This is a genomic window from Komagataeibacter sp. FNDCR2 (assembly GCF_021295395.1).
Classification (GTDB): domain Bacteria; phylum Pseudomonadota; class Alphaproteobacteria; order Acetobacterales; family Acetobacteraceae; genus Komagataeibacter.
Genome location: NZ_JAIWOU010000001.1, coordinates 1,347,490 through 1,370,856, shown reverse-complemented (window position 1 = coordinate 1,370,856; position 23,367 = coordinate 1,347,490). Strand labels below are relative to the sequence as shown.

Annotated in this window: 18 protein-coding genes; 7 read left to right on the top strand and 11 right to left on the bottom strand. The window is 62.0% G+C overall.

All coding sequences use genetic code 11. The annotated features are described in order from the left end of the window. Positions 1-71: 71 nt before the first annotated feature. Complete coding sequence (locus LDL28_RS06470) at positions 72-275, top strand: molybdopterin-binding protein (protein WP_233057813.1); 204 nt, start codon at positions 72-74, stop codon at positions 273-275. Between the two features lie 105 nt (positions 276-380). Here LDL28_RS06470 and nadC read toward each other — a convergent pair whose 3' ends face one another. From nadC to LDL28_RS06450, 4 genes are all read right to left on the bottom strand, one after another. Continuing rightward, positions 381-1,235, bottom strand: a complete 855-nt coding sequence (gene nadC, locus LDL28_RS06465; RefSeq protein ID WP_233057812.1) for a carboxylating nicotinate-nucleotide diphosphorylase — start codon at positions 1,233-1,235, stop codon at positions 381-383. Next, on the bottom strand, positions 1,232-2,800 hold the full coding sequence (locus LDL28_RS06460) for an L-aspartate oxidase (RefSeq protein ID WP_233057811.1): 1,569 nt from the start codon (positions 2,798-2,800) through the stop codon (positions 1,232-1,234). The genes nadC and LDL28_RS06460 overlap by 4 nt, the downstream gene beginning before the upstream one ends. Continuing rightward, entirely contained in the window at positions 2,797-3,777 is a 981-nt protein-coding gene (gene nadA / locus LDL28_RS06455) for a quinolinate synthase NadA (RefSeq protein WP_233059216.1), read from the bottom strand. Before nadA ends, LDL28_RS06460 begins: the two co-directional genes overlap by 4 nt. A 140-nt stretch (positions 3,778-3,917) precedes the next feature. Continuing rightward, a complete protein-coding gene (locus LDL28_RS06450) occupies positions 3,918-4,820 on the bottom strand; it encodes an NrtR DNA-binding winged helix domain-containing protein (protein WP_233057810.1) in 903 nt (300 codons plus the stop codon). A 526-nt stretch (positions 4,821-5,346) separates the two neighbouring features. On the opposite strand from LDL28_RS06450, the gene LDL28_RS06445 reads away from it, so the two are divergent. The 5 genes from LDL28_RS06445 (at position 5,347) to LDL28_RS06425 (ending at position 10,872) form a co-directional block, all read left to right on the top strand. Continuing rightward, positions 5,347-7,023, top strand: coding sequence for an OprO/OprP family phosphate-selective porin (locus tag LDL28_RS06445; protein ID WP_255663102.1), 1,677 nt, complete (start codon positions 5,347-5,349; stop codon positions 7,021-7,023). A 63-nt stretch (positions 7,024-7,086) separates the two neighbouring features. Continuing rightward, on the top strand, positions 7,087-8,112 hold the full coding sequence (locus LDL28_RS06440; protein WP_233057809.1) for a sulfate ABC transporter substrate-binding protein: 1,026 nt from the start codon (positions 7,087-7,089) through the stop codon (positions 8,110-8,112). Continuing rightward, positions 8,109-8,978, top strand: coding sequence for a sulfate ABC transporter permease subunit CysT (gene cysT, locus LDL28_RS06435; RefSeq protein ID WP_233057807.1), 870 nt, complete (start codon positions 8,109-8,111; stop codon positions 8,976-8,978). The genes LDL28_RS06440 and cysT overlap by 4 nt, the downstream gene beginning before the upstream one ends. A 14-nt stretch (positions 8,979-8,992) precedes the next feature. Further along, positions 8,993-9,796 (top strand): sulfate ABC transporter permease, encoded by an 804-nt coding sequence (locus LDL28_RS06430; protein WP_233057805.1) that lies wholly within the window; start codon positions 8,993-8,995, stop codon positions 9,794-9,796. Then, on the top strand, positions 9,793-10,872 hold the full coding sequence (locus tag LDL28_RS06425; RefSeq protein WP_233057803.1) for a sulfate/molybdate ABC transporter ATP-binding protein: 1,080 nt from the start codon (positions 9,793-9,795) through the stop codon (positions 10,870-10,872). The genes LDL28_RS06430 and LDL28_RS06425 overlap by 4 nt, the downstream gene beginning before the upstream one ends. Positions 10,873-11,067: 195 nt before the next feature. On the opposite strand, the gene LDL28_RS06420 is transcribed toward LDL28_RS06425, so the two are convergent. Further along, complete coding sequence (locus LDL28_RS06420) at positions 11,068-11,601, bottom strand: DUF4142 domain-containing protein (protein WP_233057801.1); 534 nt, start codon at positions 11,599-11,601, stop codon at positions 11,068-11,070. 227 nt (positions 11,602-11,828) lie between these two features. After that, a complete protein-coding gene (locus tag LDL28_RS06415) occupies positions 11,829-12,173 on the bottom strand; it encodes a general stress protein (RefSeq protein ID WP_233057799.1) in 345 nt (114 codons plus the stop codon). Positions 12,174-12,578: 405 nt separating this feature from the next. On the opposite strand from LDL28_RS06415, the gene LDL28_RS06410 reads away from it, so the two are divergent. Beyond that, positions 12,579-13,043, top strand: coding sequence for a hypothetical protein (locus LDL28_RS06410; RefSeq protein WP_233057798.1), 465 nt, complete (start codon positions 12,579-12,581; stop codon positions 13,041-13,043). 131 nt (positions 13,044-13,174) lie between these two features. Here the strand turns inward: LDL28_RS06410 and LDL28_RS06405 are convergent, their stop codons facing one another. From LDL28_RS06405 to LDL28_RS06385, 5 genes are all read right to left on the bottom strand, one after another. Further along, entirely contained in the window at positions 13,175-13,321 is a 147-nt protein-coding gene (locus LDL28_RS06405) for a hypothetical protein (RefSeq protein WP_233057796.1), read from the bottom strand. Positions 13,322-13,391: 70 nt separating this feature from the next. Then, on the bottom strand, positions 13,392-13,727 hold the full coding sequence (locus LDL28_RS06400) for a hypothetical protein (protein WP_233057795.1): 336 nt from the start codon (positions 13,725-13,727) through the stop codon (positions 13,392-13,394). Between the two features lie 134 nt (positions 13,728-13,861). Further along, positions 13,862-14,098, bottom strand: a complete 237-nt coding sequence (locus LDL28_RS06395) for a hypothetical protein (protein WP_233057793.1) — start codon at positions 14,096-14,098, stop codon at positions 13,862-13,864. A 158-nt stretch (positions 14,099-14,256) separates the two neighbouring features. Next, on the bottom strand, positions 14,257-22,812 hold the full coding sequence (locus tag LDL28_RS06390) for a GH36-type glycosyl hydrolase domain-containing protein (RefSeq protein WP_233057792.1): 8,556 nt from the start codon (positions 22,810-22,812) through the stop codon (positions 14,257-14,259). A gap of 55 nt (positions 22,813-22,867) precedes the next feature. After that, positions 22,868-23,077, bottom strand: a complete 210-nt coding sequence (locus LDL28_RS06385; protein ID WP_233057791.1) for a hypothetical protein — start codon at positions 23,075-23,077, stop codon at positions 22,868-22,870. Positions 23,078-23,367: the final 290 nt, after the last annotated feature.

The following is a 23,367-nucleotide window of genomic DNA, read 5'->3' as shown; positions in this document are numbered from 1 at the left end:
ATTGACAACTGCATGCATAATATCCGTTCAGAATTTCAGGATATTATATAAATACTTAGAAAGGGTTAAAAATGAAAATCAGTGCACGTAACCAGATCGCCGGCAAGATCGTTGAAATCGTCAAGGGTGCGACGACATCTCATGTCGGCATTGATATTGGCGGCAAGGTCATCACGGCTTCCATCACCAATGAATCCGTGGCGGACATGAAGCTCAAGGTGGGTGAACACGCAACCGCCATTATCAAGGCATCTGACGTTATGGTCGGCGTGTAAAAGAAAACATCCCCACCTGTGTCACTTCATGGGTGGGGATATTTTTCAAAAAGCTTCTAAAACAGCCCATACATGAAGCGGGGATTGTCCTTTACTGCGTCTGTATCAGGACTGATAATCCAGCCCGATATCCAGAACCCGCACGGTATGCGTAAGCCAGCCGAGTGAAATCAGGTCAACGCCGGTCCGCGCCACGGCCAGGACGGTTTCCGGTGTGATACCGCCCGATGCCTCGGTTACGGCCCGACCATCCACCAGCCGCACGGCCTCGCGCAGCATGTCAGGTGGCATGTTATCGAGCAGGAAGACATCGACCCCACCCACGTCCAGCCCTTCGGCCAACTGTTCCAGCGTATCGACTTCAAGCTCGATGCGGACCAGATGACCCGCTGTGGCGCGGGCGCGTTCAACCGCGGGCCGGATGCCGCCAGCAAAAGCCAGATGGTTGTCTTTTATCAAAATGGCATCATCCAGCCCAAAGCGATGATTGTTCCCACCGCCCGCTCGCACCGCGTATTTCTGGATCGCGCGCAGGCCGGGCATGGTCTTGCGCGTGCAGGTGATATTGGCGCGGTACGGACGCACCAGATCAACCAGTTGCGCGGTGGCGGTGGCGATACCGCTGAGATGCGAGAGGAAATTCAGCCCGACCCGCTCCCCGGACAGGATGCCACGGGCAGGCCCCTTCACCGTGGCAAGGCAGGTTCCGGCGCTGACGGCCTGCCCATCGGTAACATGGGGTTCGAACACGATGCGCGGATCCATAAGCGCAAAGGAGAGCCGGGCCATGGCCAGGCCCGCGATAACGCCGTCCTGCCGGGCAATAAAAGCCGCCCGTACAGGCGCATCGGCATCCGCTATGACGGCATCGGTGGTCAGATCGCCCGCACGGCCCAGATCTTCCAGAAGCCCGGCGCGCACAAGCGGTTCAAGCATGATGTCGGGCAGGGGATGAATCATGTGGGTGTTCTCTCATGTTCTGGAAGGCTGGGCGTCCTGCCGGTTTCCATCGTGCTGGCGATCCCCCCGAGCAGTTCCGGCAGGGTGAAGCCGGATGATGTACCAGCCGCAGGGGCTGTGGGGAAATCGCTGCGGAAGTGCGCGCCCCGGCTTTCATGGCGTTGTAGTGCTGCGTACAGGATGGCAGCGCAGACCAGCCCGGCATCGGTCTGTATATCAGGCAGCATCTGCCGTAACCCTTCCTGCAGGCTGGCGCCCGTGCGGATGACGCCCGCATGACGGCTCATGATCCGGCGGTAGGGCTGTGATGGGGAAGACTGCACGGTTTCCCCCCCCGAAGCCGGCATGACGGATGGGGGGGCGGGCATTGCGCAGCCATCAAGCGCCTGCCCTATCCATGAACCGAACGCCGCTGCTTCAAGCAGGGAATTGCTGGCCAGCCGGTTTGCCCCATGCAGGCCGGTACAGGCGACTTCCCCCGCCGCCCACAGGCCCGTAACATTGGTGCGCCCCTGTATGTCCACCACCACGCCGCCCATGTGGTAATGGGCGGCGGGCCGGATGGGTATGGGCTGCGTGACCGGGTTGACCCCATGCGCCTGGCACAGTGCCGAGATGGCCGGGAAATGCCGGGGAAAATCAGCGCCGATCGCCGTGCGGGCATCAAGGTATATTTTGTGCCCCTGCATCATATGCCGCCATACGGCACGTGATACGGTGTCGCGCGTGGCCAGTTCATGGGTAAAACGGGCACCGGTCTCATCCACCAGAATGGCGCCTTCGCCACGCACGGCCTCGCTGATCAGGCACAGGCGCTGCCCCTCTTTCCCGGCGGACAGGGCGGTGGGGTGGAACTGCACGAATTCCATATTGCCCAGAACGGCCCCCGCGCGGGCGGCAATGGCCAGACCGCTGCCGGTCGCACCTACGGGATTGGTCGTATCGGCGAACAGGCTGCCCACCCCGCCCGTCGCCAGCACAACCGCCGTGCTGGGCAGGGTCAGTAGCTGCCCTGAAATGGTCAGCCGCAGGCCCGCCACCGCGCCATCCTGGACCACGACATCACGCGCGCAGGCATGTTCGACCACGGTGATGCGCGGGGTCTGGCGCACGCGGGCGACCAGCGCGCGCATGATCATGGCCCCGGTGGCGTCTTCCCCCGCATGGACGATGCGGCGGCGTGAATGCGCGGCTTCCAGCCCCGGTTGCAGGCTTCCGTCAGCCTGCCGGTCCCATTCCACACCCAGATCCGTCAGGCGGGCGATGATGGATGGCCCCTCGCGGGTAATGCGCTCAACAACCTGTCGGTCGCACAGTCCGGCCCCGGCTTCGAGCGTGTCCGCCGCATGTAGTGCAGGCGAATCATCAGGGCCTACGGCGGCGGCCATGCCCCCTTGCGCCAGTACGCTCGCGCCGGGTGGGGGTGTCACATCTTCCAGTCGCCCCGTACAGAACAGGACGCAGCGGCGCGTCGTGGACAGCGCCGTCATGACCCCCGCCAGCCCCGCACCGACAACAAGCGGTTGACCGGCAAGCTGTTCTAGCGGGGGGGGGCTGGTGGTCATATCGCCAGCATGCGTTCAACGGCGCGCCGGCCGCGGCTGGCAAGCTCCGGGTCCAGCGTGACTTCATGCGTCATGGTTTCCAGCGCCTGGCGGATGTTGGACAACGTGATGCGTTTCATGTGCGGGCAGAGGTTGCACGGGCGCACGAAGGAAGTCTGGGGATATTTCACCGCGAGATTGTCGCTCATGGAACATTCGGTCACCAGCAGGATGCGGCTGCCGGCATGCGCGCGCACGAAATCACCCATCATGGCGGTCGAGCCGCTGAAGTCGGACGCGGCGACGACTTCCGGCGGGCATTCGGGGTGCGCGATGACGATCAGGCCGGGATGGTCGGCGCGCATGCGGGCGATTTCCTCGGGCGTGAAGCGTTCATGCACCTCGCAGTGACCGGGCCACGTAATCATCCGGATGCCGGTTTCGGCTTCGATATTGCGGGCAAGATATTCGTCGGGAATCATGATGACCCGGTCGGTGCCCAGACTTTCCACCACCCGTTTCGCATTGCCCGATGTGCAGCAGACATCGGTCTCGGCCTTCACCTCCGCCGAGGTATTGACGTAGGAGACCACCGGCACGCCCGGATACTGTTCGCGCAGTGCGCGGACATCCCGCGCGGTAATGGAATCCGCCAGTGAACAGCCCGCATGCAGGTCCGGTATCAGGACCGTGCTGTGCGGGTTGAGCATCTTGGCCGTTTCCGCCATGAAATGGACACCGGCCATGACAATGACATCGGCCTCCGTTTCCTGTGCTTCACGGGCGAGGGCAAGGCTGTCGCCCCGGATGTCGGCCACGCAATGGAAGATTTCCGGCGTCTGGTAATTATGCGCCAGGATGACGGCGTTGCGCTCCCGCTTCAGGACTTCTATCGCCCGGATATCCTCGACAAAGGTCTCCCATTCCATTTCGGGGACCAGATGACGCACCCGGTCATACAGCCCATCCGTTCCGTCCTGCAACGCGATCTGGTTCATGGTCATTCTTCCTTCCCATTCCCGCCAGAGGTTTATGCTCATATTGAGTATAAGCCGCCTGACAGGGGCCGACCCGACACTTCCAAAGCGAAACAGCCTGTTTGTCAATCAGGATTTTCGTGGGGTCTGCTACCCGGTGCCTATGGCAGGGCGAGGGGAACCTTGGTGCCCGTAATCTGTCGCGCCTGCCTGACTTCCCCACAGAAACGGAACAGCCGGGCGGGCCTGCCGCCGGTCCGTTCCTCCATCGCGCCTGTTTCTTCAATCAGTTGCTGCTGCATGATCAGCCGCCGGAAGTTCTGCTTGTGTATATGGACACCCGACAGGCTTTCCACCATACGCTGTAGTTGCAGAAGCGTGAATTCTTCCGCCATCAGTTCAAACACGACCGGGCGGTAACGTATCTTTGCACGCAGCCGCGCCATGCCGGTGGCCAGGATGCGGCGGTGGTCATGATACATCGCCTGCCCGGGCACCGCATGTTCGGGGGGGCAACCGGCTTCCACCACCAGCCCGGCTTCATACAGCAGTTCGTAACGCTGAAGCACCAGTTCGTCATTCCATGCCGACAGGTTGCCAATGGCGAACAGCGTCGTGCAGCGCTGCCACTGCCGCACGCGGATGGTAGTGTTCTCCATTCCCGCCACCCATTGCCGCAGCCGCTGCTCGATCAGGGCGCGACAGGCCCGGCCTTCCTCCGCCTTGTAATTTTCCCATGGGAAATAGTCGTACCAGTCCCGCCAGCCGGTTTCCCCCGCATGGCTTCGGGTCAGGGCGAGATAGGAAATGGCGATCATCCGCCCCTGCGCCATGGCCAGCGTGCGGTCGTGATCGGCAAAGGTATAGAGCTGTTCGACATGGCCGATCGGGTGGCCGGTCTGGCGTTCCACCCATGCGCGCACCCCGGCCTGAAGGGAACGGTGCGTGCTTTCAAGCGGCCCGGACGGCAATGAGCGGCCGTGGTCAATTGTCATGACCTGCGGGCTGTCATCCCGCGCCGCGGTCAGGACAGCGATCAGTTCGATCATTATCTGGGTCGTCATGCCGGGCGCAGCGTATCACGCATATCCCCCGGTTGAGGAGGGATTTCCGTGCGATCCGTGCAGAAAACATCCCTGTCATGGCCCGGGTGGAAGCGGTTGGCCGATATCCCTGCATTTCACGATATATATTCGTTATTAAAATAACGGCATGTGATGTAGTAATTAATATATCACGATTTGACGTGAAATACCCCGCTCGCCAGTCGTGAAACGGGTCCGAACACATCAGGTGTGCCCCGCAGCATATCAAGCGGCGCGGAATGGCGTATAGTCACACAACTATCTGAAAATATTAATAATATATAGGATTTTTTTTAAAATAACGAAATTCTCGTTGAATATGGTGTGGTACATACGACTCACTTTCGCAAAATGAATATTAAACTTATCGCGGAGATAAAATAGGACCGAACCACCCATTGACTGAGTGGTTTCTGATGAATTAACCACGATGTCACGCAGTTAATGTGTAATTAAACATGATTTGCTGTGGTTTATGAGCGTGCCATAAGTGGGAAAAAGAAAAATGGTCGTGAAATTTGGCAGTCGACGCATTCTGGCATTCAGCGCCGTGGTTTCCGCGACCATCTGCCCCTCCCTGGCCATGGCCGCTTCGCAGGATGAGTCGATCATCGCCCTGCGTCGCGAAATGCTGGAGATGCGACGCCAGATGACGGGCGAAATCCAGCAGCTCAGGGCCCGGGTCCTGCGTGACGAGGGACCGGGCGCGCTGCGCACATCCGCCCTGGCCACACGGCGCCAGCAGGTTGCCCGCGCAGCCGCGCAGCCTGCCCCGTGGACGGGTCCGCTGCCTGTTATCGGTGACGTTGAAGGCGCATCCCAGCCGCACGGTCCGCGCACCGATTCCGAAACACGCACCGCCCTTTCCGAGGGGCCGATCCCGTCCTGGGCCGAATTCAAGGCGGCGTCGGAAAAGGATGAGAGCGTGCATATCGGCGGTATGCGCATCGGCTTCCCGTCCGGTCGCCCCACCATCGCATCCGATGACCAGGCCTACAGCTTCTCCGTCGGCCTGCTGGCGCAGGAGGATATTGGCGGCTTCATGGGAAGCGGCCCGAAACCGGGCGAGACCAAGGGCAATTTCAACAACCTGACGGAAAATGCCCGCAGGCTGCGGTTGTATTTCACCTGGCGTTACAAGGACTGGGTCGCGAACGTGACGCCTGATTTCGGCTCCAGTTCCGTCGATGGCACGGTCGGGCTGTTCGAGGCCAACCTGAATTATACGGGGCTGAAGCATACAACGCTGACGGTTGGTTACTTCCAGCCGCGTGGGGATGAAGAAAGCGCCGAACGTTCGGGGGCTTTCGAATTCCTAGAACGCCCCACCATCGTGGATCTGGTGCGTAACATTGCCGGTGGCGTGGCGCGCTTCAGCATCGGCGGCGAACATTACGAGGATCGCTGGCTTGTGGCCGGTTACTTCACCGGGCAGAAATTCGGGGATCGCAGCAAGGACACGACGATCACGGACAGCCAGACCGGCGGGGTGCTGCGTGTGGCGGGCCGTCCGTATGTCAGCAGGGACATTGACCTTTACGTAGGCGGAAGCGCCACCACCGCGTTCAAGGTCAATGAAAACTCCAAGGGCCGCCAGTACACCTTCAGCGATAACACCGAGGTACCGCTGGGTGAGACTTCGCTGCTAAGCTCCGGGGCCTTGACCAATGTGGCGCAGATCTGGGCCGCGGGGCCGGAACTGGCGCTTCGCTGGCGGCGTTTCCTGCTGAAGGGGCAGTACTACCATGTTGGTGTCCAGCGCGATCATTCCGGCGTGGATCCGTTGCCCTCCCTTGGGTTTGATGGCTGGTACGTAGCGGCCAATTACACGCTGTTCGGCAAACCGCGTGGATATAACTCAAAGATCGCTGCCTTCACGACGCCGGGTGTCGAAAAGGACTTTGACCCCGCGCATAACCATTGGGGCGCGCTGGAACTGTCCGGCCGGTGGAGTGTGACGGACCTGAATGACGTTCCCGGCCAGGGTGGCCCCGGCATTAACGGGAACCAGCAGACGGCATGGGAAGCAGGCCTGAACTGGTATCCCAACCGGCATGTCAGATTCATGCTCGATTATGAACGCTTCATCATCAGCCGGACCACCGGCGGGTCGAACCAGGCCATCAACGTGCTGGGCCGGGACGGCAATGCTGTCGTCGGGCGTATCCAGGCGTCTTTCTGAACCTTTACTGCCATATCCTGCCCCATGCGGGGCCAGTATTTACAAAATCAGGGACGATATTCCATGTCTGAAATATTTTCTTCCACCCGCCGCCAGTTATTCAAGTTGACGTTCGCAGCCGGGGCCGCCTCGTTCCTGCACCCGATGCGGGCATGGGCGGCCACCACGCTGCTGAATGTTTCCTATGACCCGACGCGCGAACTCTATCAGGAAATCGACCGCGATTTTTCCCGCGCATGGGCGCAGGCGCATGGGGGCGGCCCGGTCCAGATCCGTACATCCCATGGTGGGTCGGGTGCTCAGGCGCGTTCGGTGCTGGAGGGCGCGCCCGCGGATATCGTAACCCTTGGTCTGGCTTACGATATTGATATCCTGGCGCAAAACGGGCTGTTGTCATTGGACTGGCAAAAACGCCTGCCGCATAATTCAACCCCGTTCACCAGCACCATCGTGTTTCTGGTGCGCAAGGGGAACCCCAAAAACATCCGCGACTGGCCCGACCTGCTGCGTGACGGGGTGCAGGTCATCACCCCCAACCCCAAGACATCGGGCGGTGCGCGCTGGAACTATCTCGCGGCCTGGGGCTGGGCGCTCAGGCAGCCCGGCGGCACGCCGGACAGCGCGCGCGCGTACCTCAAATCCCTGTTCGGGCATGTGCCGGTGCTGGATACGGGCGCGCGTGGCGCCACGAACAGTTTTGTCCAGCGCGGGCTGGGGGACGTCCTGCTGGCGTGGGAGGACGAAGCCCTGCTGGCCGCGCGTGAGATCGGGCCGGACAAATTCGATATCGTGGTGCCGCCTGTCACGATCCTGGCGGAGCCACCCGTCGCGGTGGTTGACCGAAACGCCAGCGCGCATGGCACGACGGAGATCGCACGGGCCTATGTGGAATTCCTGTTCAGCCCGGCAGGGCAGGAGATCGGCGCACGCCACTACTTCCGTCCGGTTGACCCCGCCATTCTGGCGCAGAACCGCGATCGCTTCCCGGATGTGAATACATTTGACATTGCCAGTCTCGGGGGGTGGACCAAAGTACAGAAAGACCACTTCGCCGATGGCGGCATCTTTGACAGCATCTATACAAAATGACGGCCCTGCGTGCCTTGTCCGGGCGTCTGGTCCGGCGCCGACGGCGTGATGCGCTGCCGGGCTTCGCGCCCGGGCTGGGGCTGACCCTGTTCTGGCTTGGCGTGATGGTCGTGCTCCCGCTGACAGCCCTGCTGGCCCGTCCATGGAGCGAGGGCGTGCATGAAGGGATGCGCGCCATTGTCAATGCGGTGCATGACGGGCGGATACTGGCCGCCCTGCGTGTCAGTTTCTGCTCGGCCCTGATCGCCGCGCTGGGGGATCTCGCGCCGGGGCTGCTGATTGCGTGGGCGCTGGTGCGGTCCGACATTCCGGGGCGGCGCGTGATCGACATGCTGGTCGAACTGCCCTTCGCCCTGCCAACCGCCGTGGTCGGCATCGCCATGGCGACACTGTACGCCACCAACGGATGGATCGGGGGGCCGCTGGCATGGGTGGGGCTGCACGTGGCCTATACACGGGCGGGGATCATTCTTGCCCTCATGTTTATCGGTCTGCCCTTTGTGGTGCGTACGGTCGCGCCCGTGCTGCGCAACCTGCCGCGTGATGTGGAAGAAGCCGCCGAGGTACTGGGGGCCAGCCGCATGCAGGTGGTGGGGCGTGTGATCCTGCCCGCACTCTATCCGGCGTTGGTCACGGCTTTCGGCATGGCCTTCGCCCGGGGCATGGGGGAATATGGTTCCGTCATCTTCATTGCGGGGAACCAGCCCTTTCATACCGAAATCGCACCGTTGCTGATTGTCATCCGCCTGCAGGAATATGACACGCGCGGGGCCACGCTGATCGGGCTGGCGCTTGTCATGCTCTCGCTGCTTTCACTTGCCGTCATCAGCATGCTGCGCCGTCACCTGTCGCACGGCAGGGCATGAAGGGGGAAACCACGATGACACGCTTCATGTTCGCCAGCGCCGTTTACCTGCTTGTCGGGATCATGGTCATTCCGCCGCCGGTGCTGGTTTTTGTCATGGCGCTTTCCCATGGGCCGGGTGCCACGCTGGCCACGTTTGCCGACCCGGATGCGCTGTCGGCCATACGGCTTACCATTATGGTGACGGGGCTGACCGTTCTGATCAATACGGGGTTCGGGATCATGGCGGCATGGACGCTGTCACAGTTCCGCTTTCCCGGCCGGGGGGTGCTGATCGTACTGATTGAACTGCCACTCAGCGTCTCGCCTGTCGTGAGTGGCCTGATCTGGCTGCTGGTTTTCGGGACACAGGGATGGTGGGGTAAAATATTGGAGCAGTGGGGTTATCCCATCATGTTCGCGCCGCCGGGTATGGTGCTGGCCACGCTGTTCGTCACCTTTCCCTATGTCACGCGCACCCTTATGCCGATGCTGGCCCATAACGGGCGCGAAGCCGAGGAAGCGGCGGTCATGCTGGGTGCGGGGCTGTGGCAGGTCCTGTGGCATGTGACACTGCCCGGCGCGCGGATGGCGCTTGTATCGGGGGTGTTGCTGACCACCGCGCGCGCGATGGGTGAATTCGGCGCCGTTTCGGTTGTATCGGGTCATATTCCCGGCCTGACGGAAACCATGCCGCTGCATATCGAGACCCTGTATAATGGCTACCAGACGGTCGCCGCGTTCACGATGGCCGCGCTTCTGGCCCTTATGGCCATTACAGTCGTGATTGCCCGCAATATTGTCGAACGCCGTCATGGCGGAATGGAAACGGTCGCATGAGCGTGAAACTGGACCATATCACCCGTGTCAGCCCGCAGAACGGGCGGCCTATTGTCGATGATGTCTCCCTTACGGTGGCGGATGGCAGCTTTACCGCGCTGGTTGGCCCATCGGGTGCGGGCAAGACATCACTGCTGCGTATCATCGCGGGGCTGGACGCGCATCAGGGCGGGCAGGTAGCCATTGATGGCGCGCGCGTGGACCAGATGGAGGCGCGGGTGCGTAACATCGGGTTCGTGTTCCAGCATTATGCGCTGTTCGCGCATATGAATGTGGCGGACAATATCGGTTTCGGCCTGTCCATCCGGCCACGGCGCACCCGGCCGGGCAGGGCGGAAATTTCCAGCCGGGTTGAAGAACTTCTGGAACTCATGCAGCTTCCGGGGGTGGGCGGGCGCTACCCGCACCAGCTTTCCGGCGGGCAGCGCCAGCGTGTCGCACTGGCGCGCGCCCTGGCAACAGGGCCGCGCGTGCTGCTGCTGGATGAACCCTTTGGCGCGCTTGACCCGCTTGTGCGCAGGCAGATCAGGGGCTGGCTGCGCGACCTGCATGAACGTCTCGGGCTGACCACCATCCTTGTGACCCATGACCGCCAGGAAGCGACCGAACTGGCGGATACGATCGCGCTGATGCGCCACGGGCGCATTGTGCAGGCCGGCACGGTGCAGCAACTGGAGGAAAAACCGGCCAGTCCCTTTGTCATGGAATTCACGGGGGATGTAATCCGCATTCCCGGCCGGGTCGAACACGGGCTGTTCATTGCCGATCTGCCGGATATTCACGCCTTTGCCACCCCCGTGCCCGATGGCGGGGCAGATGTTCTCATACGCCCATCCGACATTCGCCTCCTGCCCGACCGTGGGGGCGCCATGGCATGGTTGCGCCAGACGCGCGGGAAGCTTGGCACATATGATTTCATGACAGGTACCGGCACGCAGGGCCTGCGTTTTGAAACGGTGATACCGGAGGGTGCGGCGCCTATTGTCATGAACTGCGCGCTCGACATATCGGCCGGGCGTATCGCACGTGATGATGTCTGGCCGCAGCCGGTCGCGGCGTCCGTGCTGCGGACATGATGGCCATGTCCGGGCGCCATGCACCATGAAGGACGGATCGGAGACTGTTTCAAAAGCCTGCCCGTGTGGCGATCCGACGTGCGTTTTTCCACCCCGTTACGCCCGCCGGGGCGCTTTGCTTCGGTGCTTCAAAACACACGTCGGTCGTGGCCGGGGGCTGCGTATGCCCGGGTCCGGAACTTTTGAAGCACCCTCTTACTGTGGCAGCGAACGCGCCATTTTCAGATGGTTTTCAAGTGTGGGAAGGGTATGGGCGGCCCAGCTTTTCAATGCCGCGTTGTCGCCCCCTTCGGCGTAACGGCGGAACAGGGATACGGCGTCTTCATGGCCTGAAATCTGGTCCGAGCGGTATTGCAGGCTAAAATCATGCCCATGCAGCGTTTTGAGTTTATCCAGCATGTCCTGATGGTTTGTATCGAGGTTGGTGGGCTGGTCCGCCTGCAGGTTGTTGCTCTGGACGATATCCTTGAGCGATGCGGAGGTTTTCTTGTGATCCTCGATCATCCGCGCCGCGAACGCGGTTAGCGCCGGGTCATGGTTCTGCTGCGCGATTTCACTGGACTGGATTTCAAACATATCGCTGATCGTGGCGATCTTGATAAAATCAGCCGTGCGGGACGCAACACCCATAAGGGAGTTGATGCCACTCTTTTCCGGGATCGACTGCGCCATGGCGGGTACGGACATGCAGGCTGCCAGCCCCAGTATTGCAATTATGCTTTTATTCATTTGTTATTACTCCCCATGCGTGATGGTTGCATTAACAGGAAGCTGGACACCATAAAAACATGCACGAATACATAATCCGCTACAGGGGTGCCCGGAATTATATTTTCATTTCCTATGCAAATTTTATTCATGGTATCCGGCGGAATGCCTGCGTAAAGCAGTTTTCTTTTTTCAATTGTCCTGCATTGCGGTAGGGCGGAACCTTTGCAGGTTCCGCCCACCGGAAGTCAGCCCTTGTCGTGGTCATGATCGTGGCTGTGCTGTCCCCCCTTGCGCCCCGCTTCGGCGGCGCGCTGCGGGTCCTGGGCAAAGTTGCCCGAGCTGTGCTGCCCACCCTTGTGACCAGCTTCGGATGCCCGCTGCGGATCCTTGGCGAAATTGCCGCCGCTTTGCTGGCCGCCCTTGCGTCCTGCTTCGGCCGCCCTTTCGGGATCCTGGGCAAAGTTGCCCGGGTTATGTTCGGCGCCACCGCTATGGCTGCCGTGGCCGCCATGGCTGCCGCTGCCGCGTGTATCGGCAGGCGCGGTTGCGGGAATGCTGGCACCTTCGTGCGGGTAGATACGATAAACCATGATCGTTCACCTTTCTGGATTGCAGCGGCTACAGGGGATCCTTGTTATTCCCCATCCGCCTGTGAAGCTGTGATGGGGAAGCGATCCCGGTAATGCACGTTGCGCAGGGTTCAACGGAGCATCGGGGGTGAGGTTTCCGGTTTTTGGAGAAAATAAAAAATAAATATTATGGATTTCATGAAATATGTATCGAATTCATAATATAATAAATATAGATTTGTTGCATTGCGATAAACGGTTAACAGTATATTCTTCCATATGGTCCAAAAATAACGTCCTGCCCACATGGTCTTGTAAAAAAGGGGACCATCTATTCCTCTTTGCGCCACCTGTGGCGATAAAATGTCCGGGGTGGGTATCGGCCTGTACATAATATGGTTCGCATGGAAATGGGGAGCGACAAGAATGCAGTACCTGTCACGTCTTGCTTTCGCGGCGGCCAGCGTCATGCTCATGCTGCTTGCGCTCATGCTTCTGGTATTCGGGATGATGGATCTGATCGCGGCCTTTGCCCATTCGGCGCATGCGGGGCGCAACGCGCTCCTTCAGGCGATCAGCTACGTGGTGATCGCGGTCGCGGTATTCGACGTGGCGAAATATTTTGTAGAGGAGGAGGTCATCCAGACCAGCGGCAAGAAAAGCCTTGGCGAGGCGCGTGCAAGCCTCACCAAATTCATCACCACCATTATCATTGCGGTTTTCATCGAGGGGCTGGTCGGGGTGTTCGAGACCAATACCGGCGAACCCTCCGATATTCTCTATCCCGCCAGCCTGCTGGTGGTCGCGACCCTGATCGTGCTGGCCCTGGGTGCGTTCCAGCGCATGAGCGTGGATGCGGAACGCAAAAAGCAGAAGGTGAGCGACGACTGAGTGCGCCCCGACACCGTATTGCCTTTGCATCCGTGTTCATCAGAACAGGATGGCGCGCACCCGTCCTGCGGGGCATCGCCATCCTGAAGCTTGTGGTGGGGGTGTGCGCATGAACCTTTCGGTCGCGCGGTTCATTTGTTCGGTCCGGTGGTCCGCCCCTGTGATGGGGGGTCACTGGCGGGGAAGCTTTCGTCCAGAGCCTCGTCGCGCCCTTCATCCGCCTGCTTTTCCTCAGGCGTGGGTGGCTTGTCCTTCCCGGGCTTGGCGTTGTCCTGCATGGTCGGGGTGCCTTGTATGGAATGTCGGTTTCCCGGCGGGGTTATTGCGGCGTATTGCCGCCGTGACGTGTCAATCGCCCCTGTCGGCGGGGGAGGGGGTCTTGTCGCCACCGCGCGAACTGCGTCCCTCACTGCCATGTTCATGGTGATGCATGGAAGTGTCATTGGGCGGCGGCTGCGTGCCGGGCTGTTCGCTCACGGTGCGGGGGTTGTTCCACAGCTTGTCGGACGGTTCCACCCGCTTGCCGCTGCGCGATGTGGCGGAGGGCGGGTTTTTACCCACTTCCGACGCCGCCGAATTCGCCGTGGGGGCCGGTTCGTCCATCGGGCCGGTCTGTGCCATGGCCATTGCCGGAACACCGAACATGACGGCCGCCAGCAGGGTTGAATGAAGTGTTTTTACCATGTTTCTGTCTCCCTTCCTTCCAGAACTAAAGTTCCGGAAAGTCTGAAGGTTGCATGCGTTCTATAGGGGGTGCGAAGGGGTACGGGGCCACAAAAACGCGAAGTACCGCGACATCGGCGCGCCGACCGCCCGTGTCAGTCCTGCCTGCCCGGCGGCGGGTGGCCGTTACAGGTTTCAGGGTTCTGTTCGGTGCCTTTATGGCTGGTCGTCTCGATTTTTTCGTCGTTATCGAGGGTGGAGTCCGGCTCGTCCTCTCCCTTGCGGGGTTTTCCTATTCCACTTTCCCGATGCTCCTGCCCGATATCGGGATTTCCGGCAAAGGCCGGGGGAAGGGGATAGGCCTCGATATGAACATATGTGCGGCAAGTCATCGTCTTTCTCCCTGGTATAGAAGAGGTCACGAGAATGGGCCTGTTTTCAGCACGCAGCAGTTAACGGAGCATGGGGGAAAGAGTTTTTTGTTTTCTGCGCGTGAATTTTCATGGATGGGCCGGGCCTTTGCCCCTTCATGCCAGCAAGGCTGGGGTGGTCAGCCCAGCGTGACGGTTATTTCGTGGCGAGCGCCATCATCCACCATGTCAAGGATCGTGGTGGGGGTGATGGAAGCACCATCCACGCTGACATGGCTTATGCCACGGCAGGCCTGGTTCGGGTTCCGTACGGTAATACCGTAGGTTGCGGTACGCCAGCGAACGGTCAGCGTGAATTCCGGCCAGTCACGCGGTATGCACGGGTCGATCAGCAACTGTGTCCCGTGGATACGGATACCCAGTATGGTCTCCACCCCGACACGCTGCATCCACCCAGCCGACCCGGTGTACCATGACCATCCCCCACGCCCCACATGGGGCGGGCAGGAATAGACATCCGCCGCGACCACATAGGGTTCCAGCCGGTAACGGGCCACGTCATCGGGGTCGCGGGCATGGTTGATGGGGTTGAGCATGTGGAACAGGGCGTGCGCCCGGTCCCCTTCACCCAGTGCGGCCATGGCCATGACCGTCCATAGGGCGGCATGGGTGTACTGGCCACCATTTTCACGTATGCCGGGCGGATAGCCGCGAATATAGCCCGGATCAGGCTCCATGGTGTCGAATGGGGGGGTCAGGACAAGGACCAGCCCGTCATGCGGGCGCACGAGCCGGGTCATGACGGAGCGCATGGCATGTTCCGCCCGTTCCAGCGACGCCACGCCCGACAGTACCGCCCATGACTGGGAAATGGCGTCAATCTGGCACTCCGCGGCCGTATGCGAACCCAGTGGCGTGCCATCATCGAAATAGGCGCGCAGGTACCAGTCCCCATCCCATGTTTCTTCCAGCGCCATGGCAAGGGCACGCGCATGGGCCTCCCACCGCTCCGCGCGGGTGTGATCGCCGCGCGCGCGGGCCAGGGGAATGAAGGTCGTGAGCGTGGTGTGCAGGAACCAGCCAAGCCATACACTCTCCCCCCTGCCTTCCGCGCCCACATGGTTCATGCCGTCATTCCAGTCGCCCGTACCCATGAGCGGCAGGCCATGCACGCCCGAGGCCATGCTGTGATCCAGCGCGCGGGCGCAGTGCTCGAACAGCGACCCGCTCTCGGGGGCGGTGGCGGGAATCATGAAACGGTCATGCTCGCTCATGGGCAGGGGCGGGGCCTGCAGGAAGTCGATACGTTCGTCCAGCACGCCCGTATCGCCCGATGTGGCGACGTAATGCGCCACCGTATAGGCAAGCCACGCGCAGTCATCGGAAATATGGGTGCGCACCCCCGCCCCGGTCTGGGGAAGCCACCAGTGCTGCACATCCCCTTCCACGAACTGCCGCGACGCCGCGCGCAGCAGGTGCCCGCGCACAAGCTCCGGGCAGGACAGGGCCAGCGCCATGCCATCTTGCAACTGGTCCCGGAAGCCATAGGCCCCGCTGGCCTGATAGAAACCGGCCCGCGCCTGCACGCGGCTGGCCAGCGCCTGATAAAGCAGCCAGCCATTGAGCATGATATCCATGCTCCGGTCCGGGGTCCGGACCTGTATGGTCCCGGTCACGCGATCCCAGTGCTGCCGGACCGCTTCAAGCACCTGATCCAGATTGGCCGTACGGTAGCGGGTGACAAGGTTGCGGGCTTCGTCCTCGCCTTCGCCTTCACCCAGCAGGAACGTGATCTCAGCCTTTCCCCCCGGTGGCAGGGTCACGATCGTCTGCACCACCCCGCACGGATCCAGACCGGCCCCCGTCCGGCCCTGCACGCCATTGGCGTGGGTGAAGGCCAGCGGATGGTCCGCCGTGCCGTTACGGCCGATAAAGGCTGCGCGGTCACCGGAACAGGCGGTGAGATACCCGCCGATATCCGCGAATGCGACCCGGTTGCCATATTCGGTATTCCATCGGTTACGGGCGAAGAGCGCGCCGGTTTCGGTGTCCATTTCGGTGAAAACGAAGGGGGCGGCCGTACTCCGCGCCGACCCCAGCACCCATTCCACATAGGCGGTAATGGACAATGTGCGGGGCTGGTCGGACAGGTTGTGAAGCTGGATACGGGTTATCTTGACCGGATCCGTCACAGGCACGTACTGGAGCAGGCTGCTGGCGATTCCGTGGGCTATGCGGTCCAGCCGCGAATACCCCCGGCCATGGCGCGCCACGTAGGTCGCGGCGCGGTCGCGGCGTACCGCCGCGGTGGGACACCACAGGGCGCCGGTGGTTTCATCGTGGAAATAGAAGATCTCGCCGGCATGGTCACTGATCGGATCATTCGACCATGGCGTGATCTGGTGTTCACGGCTGTTGACGGACCATGTATAGCCGCTGCCTTCCGCCGAGACCTGAAAACCGAATGTCGCGTTGGTGATGACATTGATCCACGGCGCGGGCGTATTCTGCCCCGGGCCGAGGACAACCACATATTCCTGCCCCTTTTCGGCAAAGCCCCCATGGCCATTGAAGAATTCGAGTTCCGGCACCGGCGGCACGGAAAAGGCCGAAGCGGCCACATGGGTCGGACCCAGGACAGGCAGAAAGGTTCGCGTCACGGGTACCTGCGCATGGTCAAGCTGCTCCGCCAGCCCGTGATCGGCCACCAGAACGACACGGGCAATGGATACGATCAGATTACGCACGACCGGGGTCAGCAGGTCGGCGCGCAGCACGCGTACGGAACCCGCATTGCCGGCCCCGCGTGGAACGGCATGCACCATATGGTCGAGCGTGACCTGCAGTTCCTGCAGATAGGACGAGGGATGTTCGTTCAGGATAACGAAATCCACCGCCAGTTGCTTGAGCCGGAAATATTCATGCGCCAGCAGCAGCAGGCGCACGATGCCGGTATCCGAAGTCTCGCGTATGCGCAGCACGAGAATGGGCAGGTCGCCCGAAATGCTCTGCTCCCACAACAGGGGCTGCGCGCCCGCCCCCTTGGCGATGGCGGCGGACCCCGCGCGCAGGGCAGGCCCGGCAAATACGATATGCCCCGCCAGACGCTGGAACAGATCCGCCGTGGCGGCGGGAATGTCCAGATGGCGCAACTGGACCTGCGCCTGTGTCCATGCCAGCGTGCGCACGCGTTCAAAGGCGGTATGGTCCTTGTGCCTGTCGATCATGTCCAGCAGCAGCGCGCGGCTGGGGGCGGCCATCGTCCAGAACGCAACGCGGACCCTCGCGCCGGGGCGGATGGATGCGGGAACCCGGATGGAAAAGACGGGATCCAGCACGGTGCCGGTATGGCCCGAAAGGGGTGTCGTGCCCGCTATGGCCGCGGGCCGGTGGATGGTCTGCCTGCGGCCGATAAAGCAGGCGCGGTCGGTTTCGATCTCGACTTCACCATCGCACACCGCCAGATGGGCCACCCAGATTTCCGCCTCATCGGGGGTGCGGCGGCGGCGGGTCGCGATCAGGGCGCGAAAGGCGGGCAGATATTCGGTCTGGACGAACAGCTTGGTAAAGGCCGGATGCGCCAGGTCGGCATTCTGCGCCAGCAGCGCCAGTTCGGCATAGGACGTGATCTCGACATCCACCACGTCACTGCCGCTGTTGTACAGGGAAAGCTGGCGGACTTCGGCGTCATCCTCCGCCGAGACGAGCACGTCCAGCGTCGTGGTCAGCGAACCGTCGCGGCGGCCGAACTCGGCGCGGTCTTCGTGAAAGGCGACGGCATATTCATCGGGCGCGTTGCCGTCAGGCTGCGCCCCGGCGGACCAGACCTGTCCCGTCCTGCGGTTTTTCAGGTAGATATAGGATCCGTACTCATCGCATGTGGCATCCTCGCGCCAGCGCGTGAGCGCCAGCCCGTTCCATCGGCTGTAGCCTGAACCCGCCGCCGTCAGCATGACCGTATAGCGCCCGTTGGAGAGCAGGTGCGTAATCGGTTCCGCCGTATCCGCGCGTTCCAGATACCGCCCCGCCGGTGTGGGCAGGGGGCGGGTGACGGGCTGGATGTCATCCTCGGATGGAAGCGGGCGGGCGACGGCCCCGGTGCGGGGCGCGCGCTCCTGCAACAGCAGTTCGGCCGAGGCGATGACCGGATCATCATGAAAGCGGGTGCGCATGATCCCGTTCATGATGGCGTCCGCCACGGCCAGGATGGACATGCCCTGATGATGCGCCATATAGGCCCGCACGATCGCGACGGTGCCGTGGTCGGGCACGCGGTCGGGCGTGTAGTCAAGGGATTCGTACAGTCCGTAGCGGCCAAGCGCGCCGATTTTGTCCAGTGCGTACAGATTGTCCACCGCCTTTTGCGGGTCGACCATGGCCGCGAGCATGGTGGCGTAGGGAGCCACCACCGTATCCAGCCCCAGCCCGCGCTTGAGCCCCAGCCCCGGTACCCCGAAGTTGGAATACTGATAGGTATAATCGAGATCACGCACATTATAGGCGGATTCCGAAATGCCCCACGGAATGCCACGTGCCTGCCCATAGGCGATCTGGCGCTGCACGATCAGGGCGTTGGTCTGTTGCAGCAGGCTGCCCATCGGCGCGCGCATGACGAGCGAGGGCATGAGATACTCGAACATCGACCCCGACCATGAAACGAGTGCCGCGCCATTCCTGACCGGTGTGATCGAGCGCCCCAGCCGGAACCAGTCATGCGCGGGCATGTCCCCCTTGGCTATGGCGAAGAACACGGCCAGACGCGCTTCGGAAGCCAGCAGGTCATAACAGTTGGAATCCTGCGTATCCTCCGCCACCAGGTAGCCGATGGACAGCAGTTTACGTGATTTATTGCACAGGAAACCGAAATCCATTTCCTGCGCCATGGCCCGCGCCTTGCGCGCCAGCGTATCGAGGCGGGCGGCCAGGGTCCCGTACAGATCGCCATCAAGGTCGCGCAGGTGGCTTTCCAGCGTGCGTAGCGGGGCCGATACCCAGAACAGCCGGTCGGTAATGGTGTCGCTGTTGCCATCGGGCGCGGTGGGGTGCATCTGTCCGGCATGTTCCGCCGCCATGGCCGCGTGCCGGTGCAGGCCGGACAGTTGCGCCTCGGATCCGCCCCGGGTGGACAGGACGGCGTTTTTCAGTCCCGTCAGCAGCCGGAGCAACTGCCGTTCGGCCACCGTATTGGTCAGGCGCGCGCCGTTGTGAAATGTCAGGTCGGTAATGGCGATGTTCAGCGCGTCCGTAATCCCTTCACGCCATGCGTCGGCCTGCGGGACATTATCGCGCCATTTCTGGCAGGTACTGGCCAGCGCGATCAGGTGCCCCGCCAGATTGCCGCTATCCACGCTGGAAACATAGACCGGTTCAAGCGGGCTGAGATCGTCCGTCGCGTACCAGTTGTAGAAATGGCCCCGGTAGCGGGCCATGCTTTCCAACGTGGCGAAGGTGGCCTCCAGCCGGGCCACCGTGTCGGCCAGGCCGGTCCAGCCAAAATCATGCGCGCTGGCGGTGCAGAGCAGGTAGAGGCCGATATTGGTGGGTGACGTACGGCGCGCCAGAACCGGGGAGGGATCTTCCTGAAAGTTATCGGGCGGCAGCATATGGTCCGCCTGGGTGGTGAATGTTTCAAAAAAGCGCCATGTGCGGCGCGCCGTCATGCGCAGGATGCGGATGTCGGTGCGCGAGGGCCGCGAGCGTGCGGCGATAACCGGCGTGCGGCTGGCCCACATGGCCACGGCGGGTGACAGGCACCACAGCAGGGCCACCGGCGCTTCCAGAAACAGGCTCCACGGCGCCCACATGGCCACGCATAGCGTAATCCCCCCCGCCAGCAGCGGTGCGGTCAGCATCCGGCCATAATACCCCGCAAGACCCGAACGCAGCAGCCCCGCGATCTGGGCGGCGGGCACCCACTGGAGCATGTGGCGGCGGGTGATGCACATGCGTACCAGTGTGCGCGTGATCGCATCGGTCATGAGAAAGGCCTGATGCGCCAGAAAGGTGATGTTGAGGAATGTGGTAATTGCCGCCTCGGCGCTGGCGGCGCCAATGACGCTGAGGTAACTGCGCAGCGTGATCCATTCACGGCGCGGGACGATGTCGGGCACGATGGGCAGGAAGGCTGGCGTGGCGATGGCCAGCAGGATGAACCCTGTCCACACAAGGGCGGCGTGGAGCGGCAGGAACCAGCCCGCAACCAGTGTCAGCAGCGCAAGCGGCGTGCTGAGCGTACGGCGCAGGTTATCGAGCATTTTCCACAGGCCCGTGCCCGAAATCCGGGTGCGCGCGGATGTATTCCGGCGCAGGATACCCGATACGATCCATGGCAGCAGTTGCCAGTCGCCGCGTGTCCAGCGGTGCAGCCTCTGGGCCGCGACGAGATAGTCGGTCGGGAAATCCTCCACCACCTCCACATCCGTCGCAAGTCCGGCGCGGGCGAATATCCCTTCGAACAGGTCGTGGCTGAGCAGCGTGGATTCAGGCACGCGGTTGGCAAGGGCGGCCTCGAAGGCGTCGATATCGTATATGCCCTTGCCCGCGTAAGACCCTTCGCCAAACATGTCCTGGTACAGGTCGGACACGGCGGCGGAATAGGCGTCAATCCCGCTGGCGCTGGAGAAGATGCGCTGGAACAGCGTGCTCTGGTGCCCAACGGGCAGGGCGGGCGTCACCCGGGGCTGGAGCACGCCATACCCCTCGCGCACCCGGCCCGATACCGGGTCGAAGGTGGGGGCGTTGAGGGGGTGCGCCATTTTGCCGATCAGGCGGCGCACGGTTTCCAGTGGCAGGCGCGTATCGGCGTCCAGTGTAATGACGTATCTGACGTGAGCGGGCAGGGCATGGGTGGGCGGCAGAAACGTCGTATCCGTCGCCCCGCGCAACAGGCGGTTGAGTTCATGGAGCTTGCCGCGCTTGCGCTCCCACCCCATCCAGACCCCCTCGCTCTGGCTCCATACGCGCCTGCGGTGCAGCAGGTAGAAGCGCATGCCACCGGGCAGGGGGGCATATTTGCGGTTGAGTGTTTCCATACCCGCCAGCGCGCGTTCCAGCAGCCGCTGGTCGTCCGGCCCTTCGGACTCCGTGTGATCGGTCCAGTCGGTCAGCAACGCGAAATGGACGGAGTCATCGCGGGTGGCGAGATAGTGTACTTCCAGCCGCGCCAGCAGGGCGTTGACCGTTTCATCCGTGGTCAGCAGCGCGGGTACCACAACCATGGTGCGCAGCCGGGTGGGAATACCGTCCAGCAGTTCCAGTCCCGGCAGCGCCGTCGCATGGACCGCCTCCAGCGCCAGGCGGTTGACGCAGGCGACCGCGGCTTCCGAAACCGGCAGGAAGGCCAGTACCGCCAGCAGCCACAGGTCATCCACGCCCGTCCCGTAGGTCAGCCACAGGGGCACGGCGAGGAAAAGCGCGGTCAGCAGGGTGACCATCAGGCTGTACGCCGTAATCCCGTACGCACGGAAACCACGGCCCAGCTTGCGTGAGAATGAGGGGCGGAAGCGGATTTCGGCTTCCAGCATCCTGCGCCCGGCCATAAGCAGGTAATAGCCGGGGTCGGCATGCCGTATATCGGAACCCGTGGTGTCCTGCGCCCGGCGCGCCATGGCCACGGCCTGTTCGGCTATGGCCATTTCACTATGGTTGCTGCCGCGCGCCAGATCCTCGATGGCCTTGTGGTACAGGTCGCGGCTGGCAAAATCAGCCTGCGTGAAGCTGTCGTAACCGGCAAATACCCCGTTGATGAGACAGACGCGATCAAATGCTTCCGTCCAGTCAAAACCGGCAATCAGCCGCAGGCTGGTGATGATGTTGCGGATGGTGGCGTTGAACATGCCCTGTTCCTGCAGGTCATCGCGCACGGCGTTATCAATCGTGGTGCCGCGATCGACAAGGCGCTGTTCAAGCCAGACAAGGGCGGAATCCTTCTCCGGGTCCAGCCCGCGCGAACGATAGGCAAGCTGCGCGGTAAAGGCATTGTTGAGAATGGTGGGGTCCACCGTGGCAAGAAAGGCGGGAATGGCGGCCTCATGTTCCTTGCGGTAGGTATCGAGCCTGTCCGCCAGCCTGTCGGCGTCCCGCCTGCTGGCGTTGTTGGCCATGATTGCCGCGACAACACGCCGCAGGTTCTCGATCAGGACAATCCGCAACGTGATCGGCACCGCCCAGAGTTCACCAATGGTCAGCGGAACCACGCTCTGGTACGCCATCAGGTAATTGTACAGCACGTCAGGCTGGAGGTTGCTGTCCGTATGGGCCACCAGCGCCCATGTAACGCCAAATACCCGTGGCAGCCCGGTGAACGGGCCGTTGGCCAGCTTGGGCAGGCGCGCATAATAACGTGGCGGCAGATCCAGATCCGTCTCGCGTATCTGCATGTCGATCAGGGCGTAATTGTCGGCCAGCCACTGGGCGGCGGGCGTCAACTGTTTCCCGGCCTGAATGGCATCGGCAATCCGTATGTCGGCCGCGCGCAGGAAGGCGCTGTTTTCCGCCAGACGTTTTGACAGAGGCTGTCCGTAACCACCGGGATGGGATGTAACCGTCTGGGCGCTGGCAAGGCTTCGGGCATGGGCTTCGAGCCGTTCCATGCCAAAAATCTCGCTTCGAACCGGCGCGGAATCTTCCAGCCATGTCAGTTGCGGCGGATGCCCCAGCAGGCGCGCCACCCAGGAGCGTCGTTTCGTCCGGAACATGTAACCGGCCTGTAGGGATGATGCGGTGTTCCCGTCCATTCTCTGCTCCACTTACAGGCGCACGGGAACAGCGAAGGCTGGTCCGGATGCTGTTTTATTTACGGAACAGGCTTTTTCGTGGTTGCTGCGGGGATGTAGTGTCGGGCCGCGACACCAGGGACGCGCCATTTCCGTGCGGGCGTGGTGGCGCACCCGTGCGTACGGGCGGCAGCACGGCCTTGGGGGGAGGAGAGGCGTTTGCTCCGGTCGTGGCCGACCGATCGGTCGGCGGGCTGGAACGGGATGTTTCGGGAGACGTGCTCATTTTCTGTTCTCCTCTATCCGGGAATTTTAGGAAGAGTGTGAACGCTACAACGGAGTTGTAAATTCGGTGGAGCGGAAAGCCAGTAGGGCCCGGCTGCCACAGTCCAGCGTAAACGTGCAAAATCAGGCAGTGTTGCACAGATATTTTTAATCTTCTTTAACGACCAGATGGAAATATCCGTGCCCTGCGGGGACGGTATGTCCGCGTCTGTCCGACGGGCTGGCACTGCACGTGTATATGGTGAGAGGGGATAATCCTCTTTCCCGGAAAATGTCGGTTTGATGTCGTGT

Excerpts from the sequence above, each read along its gene's own strand:
- LDL28_RS06390 (WP_233057792.1), bottom strand. The coding sequence starts at position 22,812 with ATGGACGGGAACACCGCATCATCCCTACAGGCCGGTTACATGTTCCGG.
- LDL28_RS06420 (WP_233057801.1), bottom strand. The coding sequence starts at position 11,601 with ATGAATAAAAGCATAATTGCAATACTGGGGCTGGCAGCCTGCATGTCC.
- LDL28_RS06445 (WP_255663102.1), top strand. The coding sequence starts at position 5,347 with ATGGTCGTGAAATTTGGCAGTCGACGCATTCTGGCATTCAGCGCCGTG.
- LDL28_RS06450 (WP_233057810.1), bottom strand. The coding sequence starts at position 4,820 with ATGACGACCCAGATAATGATCGAACTGATCGCTGTCCTGACCGCGGCG.
- LDL28_RS06415 (WP_233057799.1), bottom strand. The coding sequence starts at position 12,173 with ATGGTTTATCGTATCTACCCGCACGAAGGTGCCAGCATTCCCGCAACC.
- LDL28_RS06430 (WP_233057805.1), top strand. The coding sequence starts at position 8,993 with ATGACACGCTTCATGTTCGCCAGCGCCGTTTACCTGCTTGTCGGGATC.
- LDL28_RS06460 (WP_233057811.1), bottom strand. The coding sequence starts at position 2,800 with ATGACCACCAGCCCCCCCCCGCTAGAACAGCTTGCCGGTCAACCGCTT.
- LDL28_RS06410 (WP_233057798.1), top strand. The coding sequence starts at position 12,579 with ATGCAGTACCTGTCACGTCTTGCTTTCGCGGCGGCCAGCGTCATGCTC.
- LDL28_RS06440 (WP_233057809.1), top strand. The coding sequence starts at position 7,087 with ATGTCTGAAATATTTTCTTCCACCCGCCGCCAGTTATTCAAGTTGACG.
- nadC (WP_233057812.1), bottom strand. The coding sequence starts at position 1,235 with ATGATTCATCCCCTGCCCGACATCATGCTTGAACCGCTTGTGCGCGCC.
- LDL28_RS06470 (WP_233057813.1), top strand. The coding sequence starts at position 72 with ATGAAAATCAGTGCACGTAACCAGATCGCCGGCAAGATCGTTGAAATC.
- cysT (WP_233057807.1), top strand. The coding sequence starts at position 8,109 with ATGACGGCCCTGCGTGCCTTGTCCGGGCGTCTGGTCCGGCGCCGACGG.
- LDL28_RS06395 (WP_233057793.1), bottom strand. The coding sequence starts at position 14,098 with ATGACTTGCCGCACATATGTTCATATCGAGGCCTATCCCCTTCCCCCG.
- LDL28_RS06405 (WP_233057796.1), bottom strand. The coding sequence starts at position 13,321 with ATGCAGGACAACGCCAAGCCCGGGAAGGACAAGCCACCCACGCCTGAG.
- nadA (WP_233059216.1), bottom strand. The coding sequence starts at position 3,777 with ATGAACCAGATCGCGTTGCAGGACGGAACGGATGGGCTGTATGACCGG.
- LDL28_RS06425 (WP_233057803.1), top strand. The coding sequence starts at position 9,793 with ATGAGCGTGAAACTGGACCATATCACCCGTGTCAGCCCGCAGAACGGG.
- LDL28_RS06400 (WP_233057795.1), bottom strand. The coding sequence starts at position 13,727 with ATGGTAAAAACACTTCATTCAACCCTGCTGGCGGCCGTCATGTTCGGT.
- LDL28_RS06385 (WP_233057791.1), bottom strand. The coding sequence starts at position 23,077 with ATGAGCACGTCTCCCGAAACATCCCGTTCCAGCCCGCCGACCGATCGG.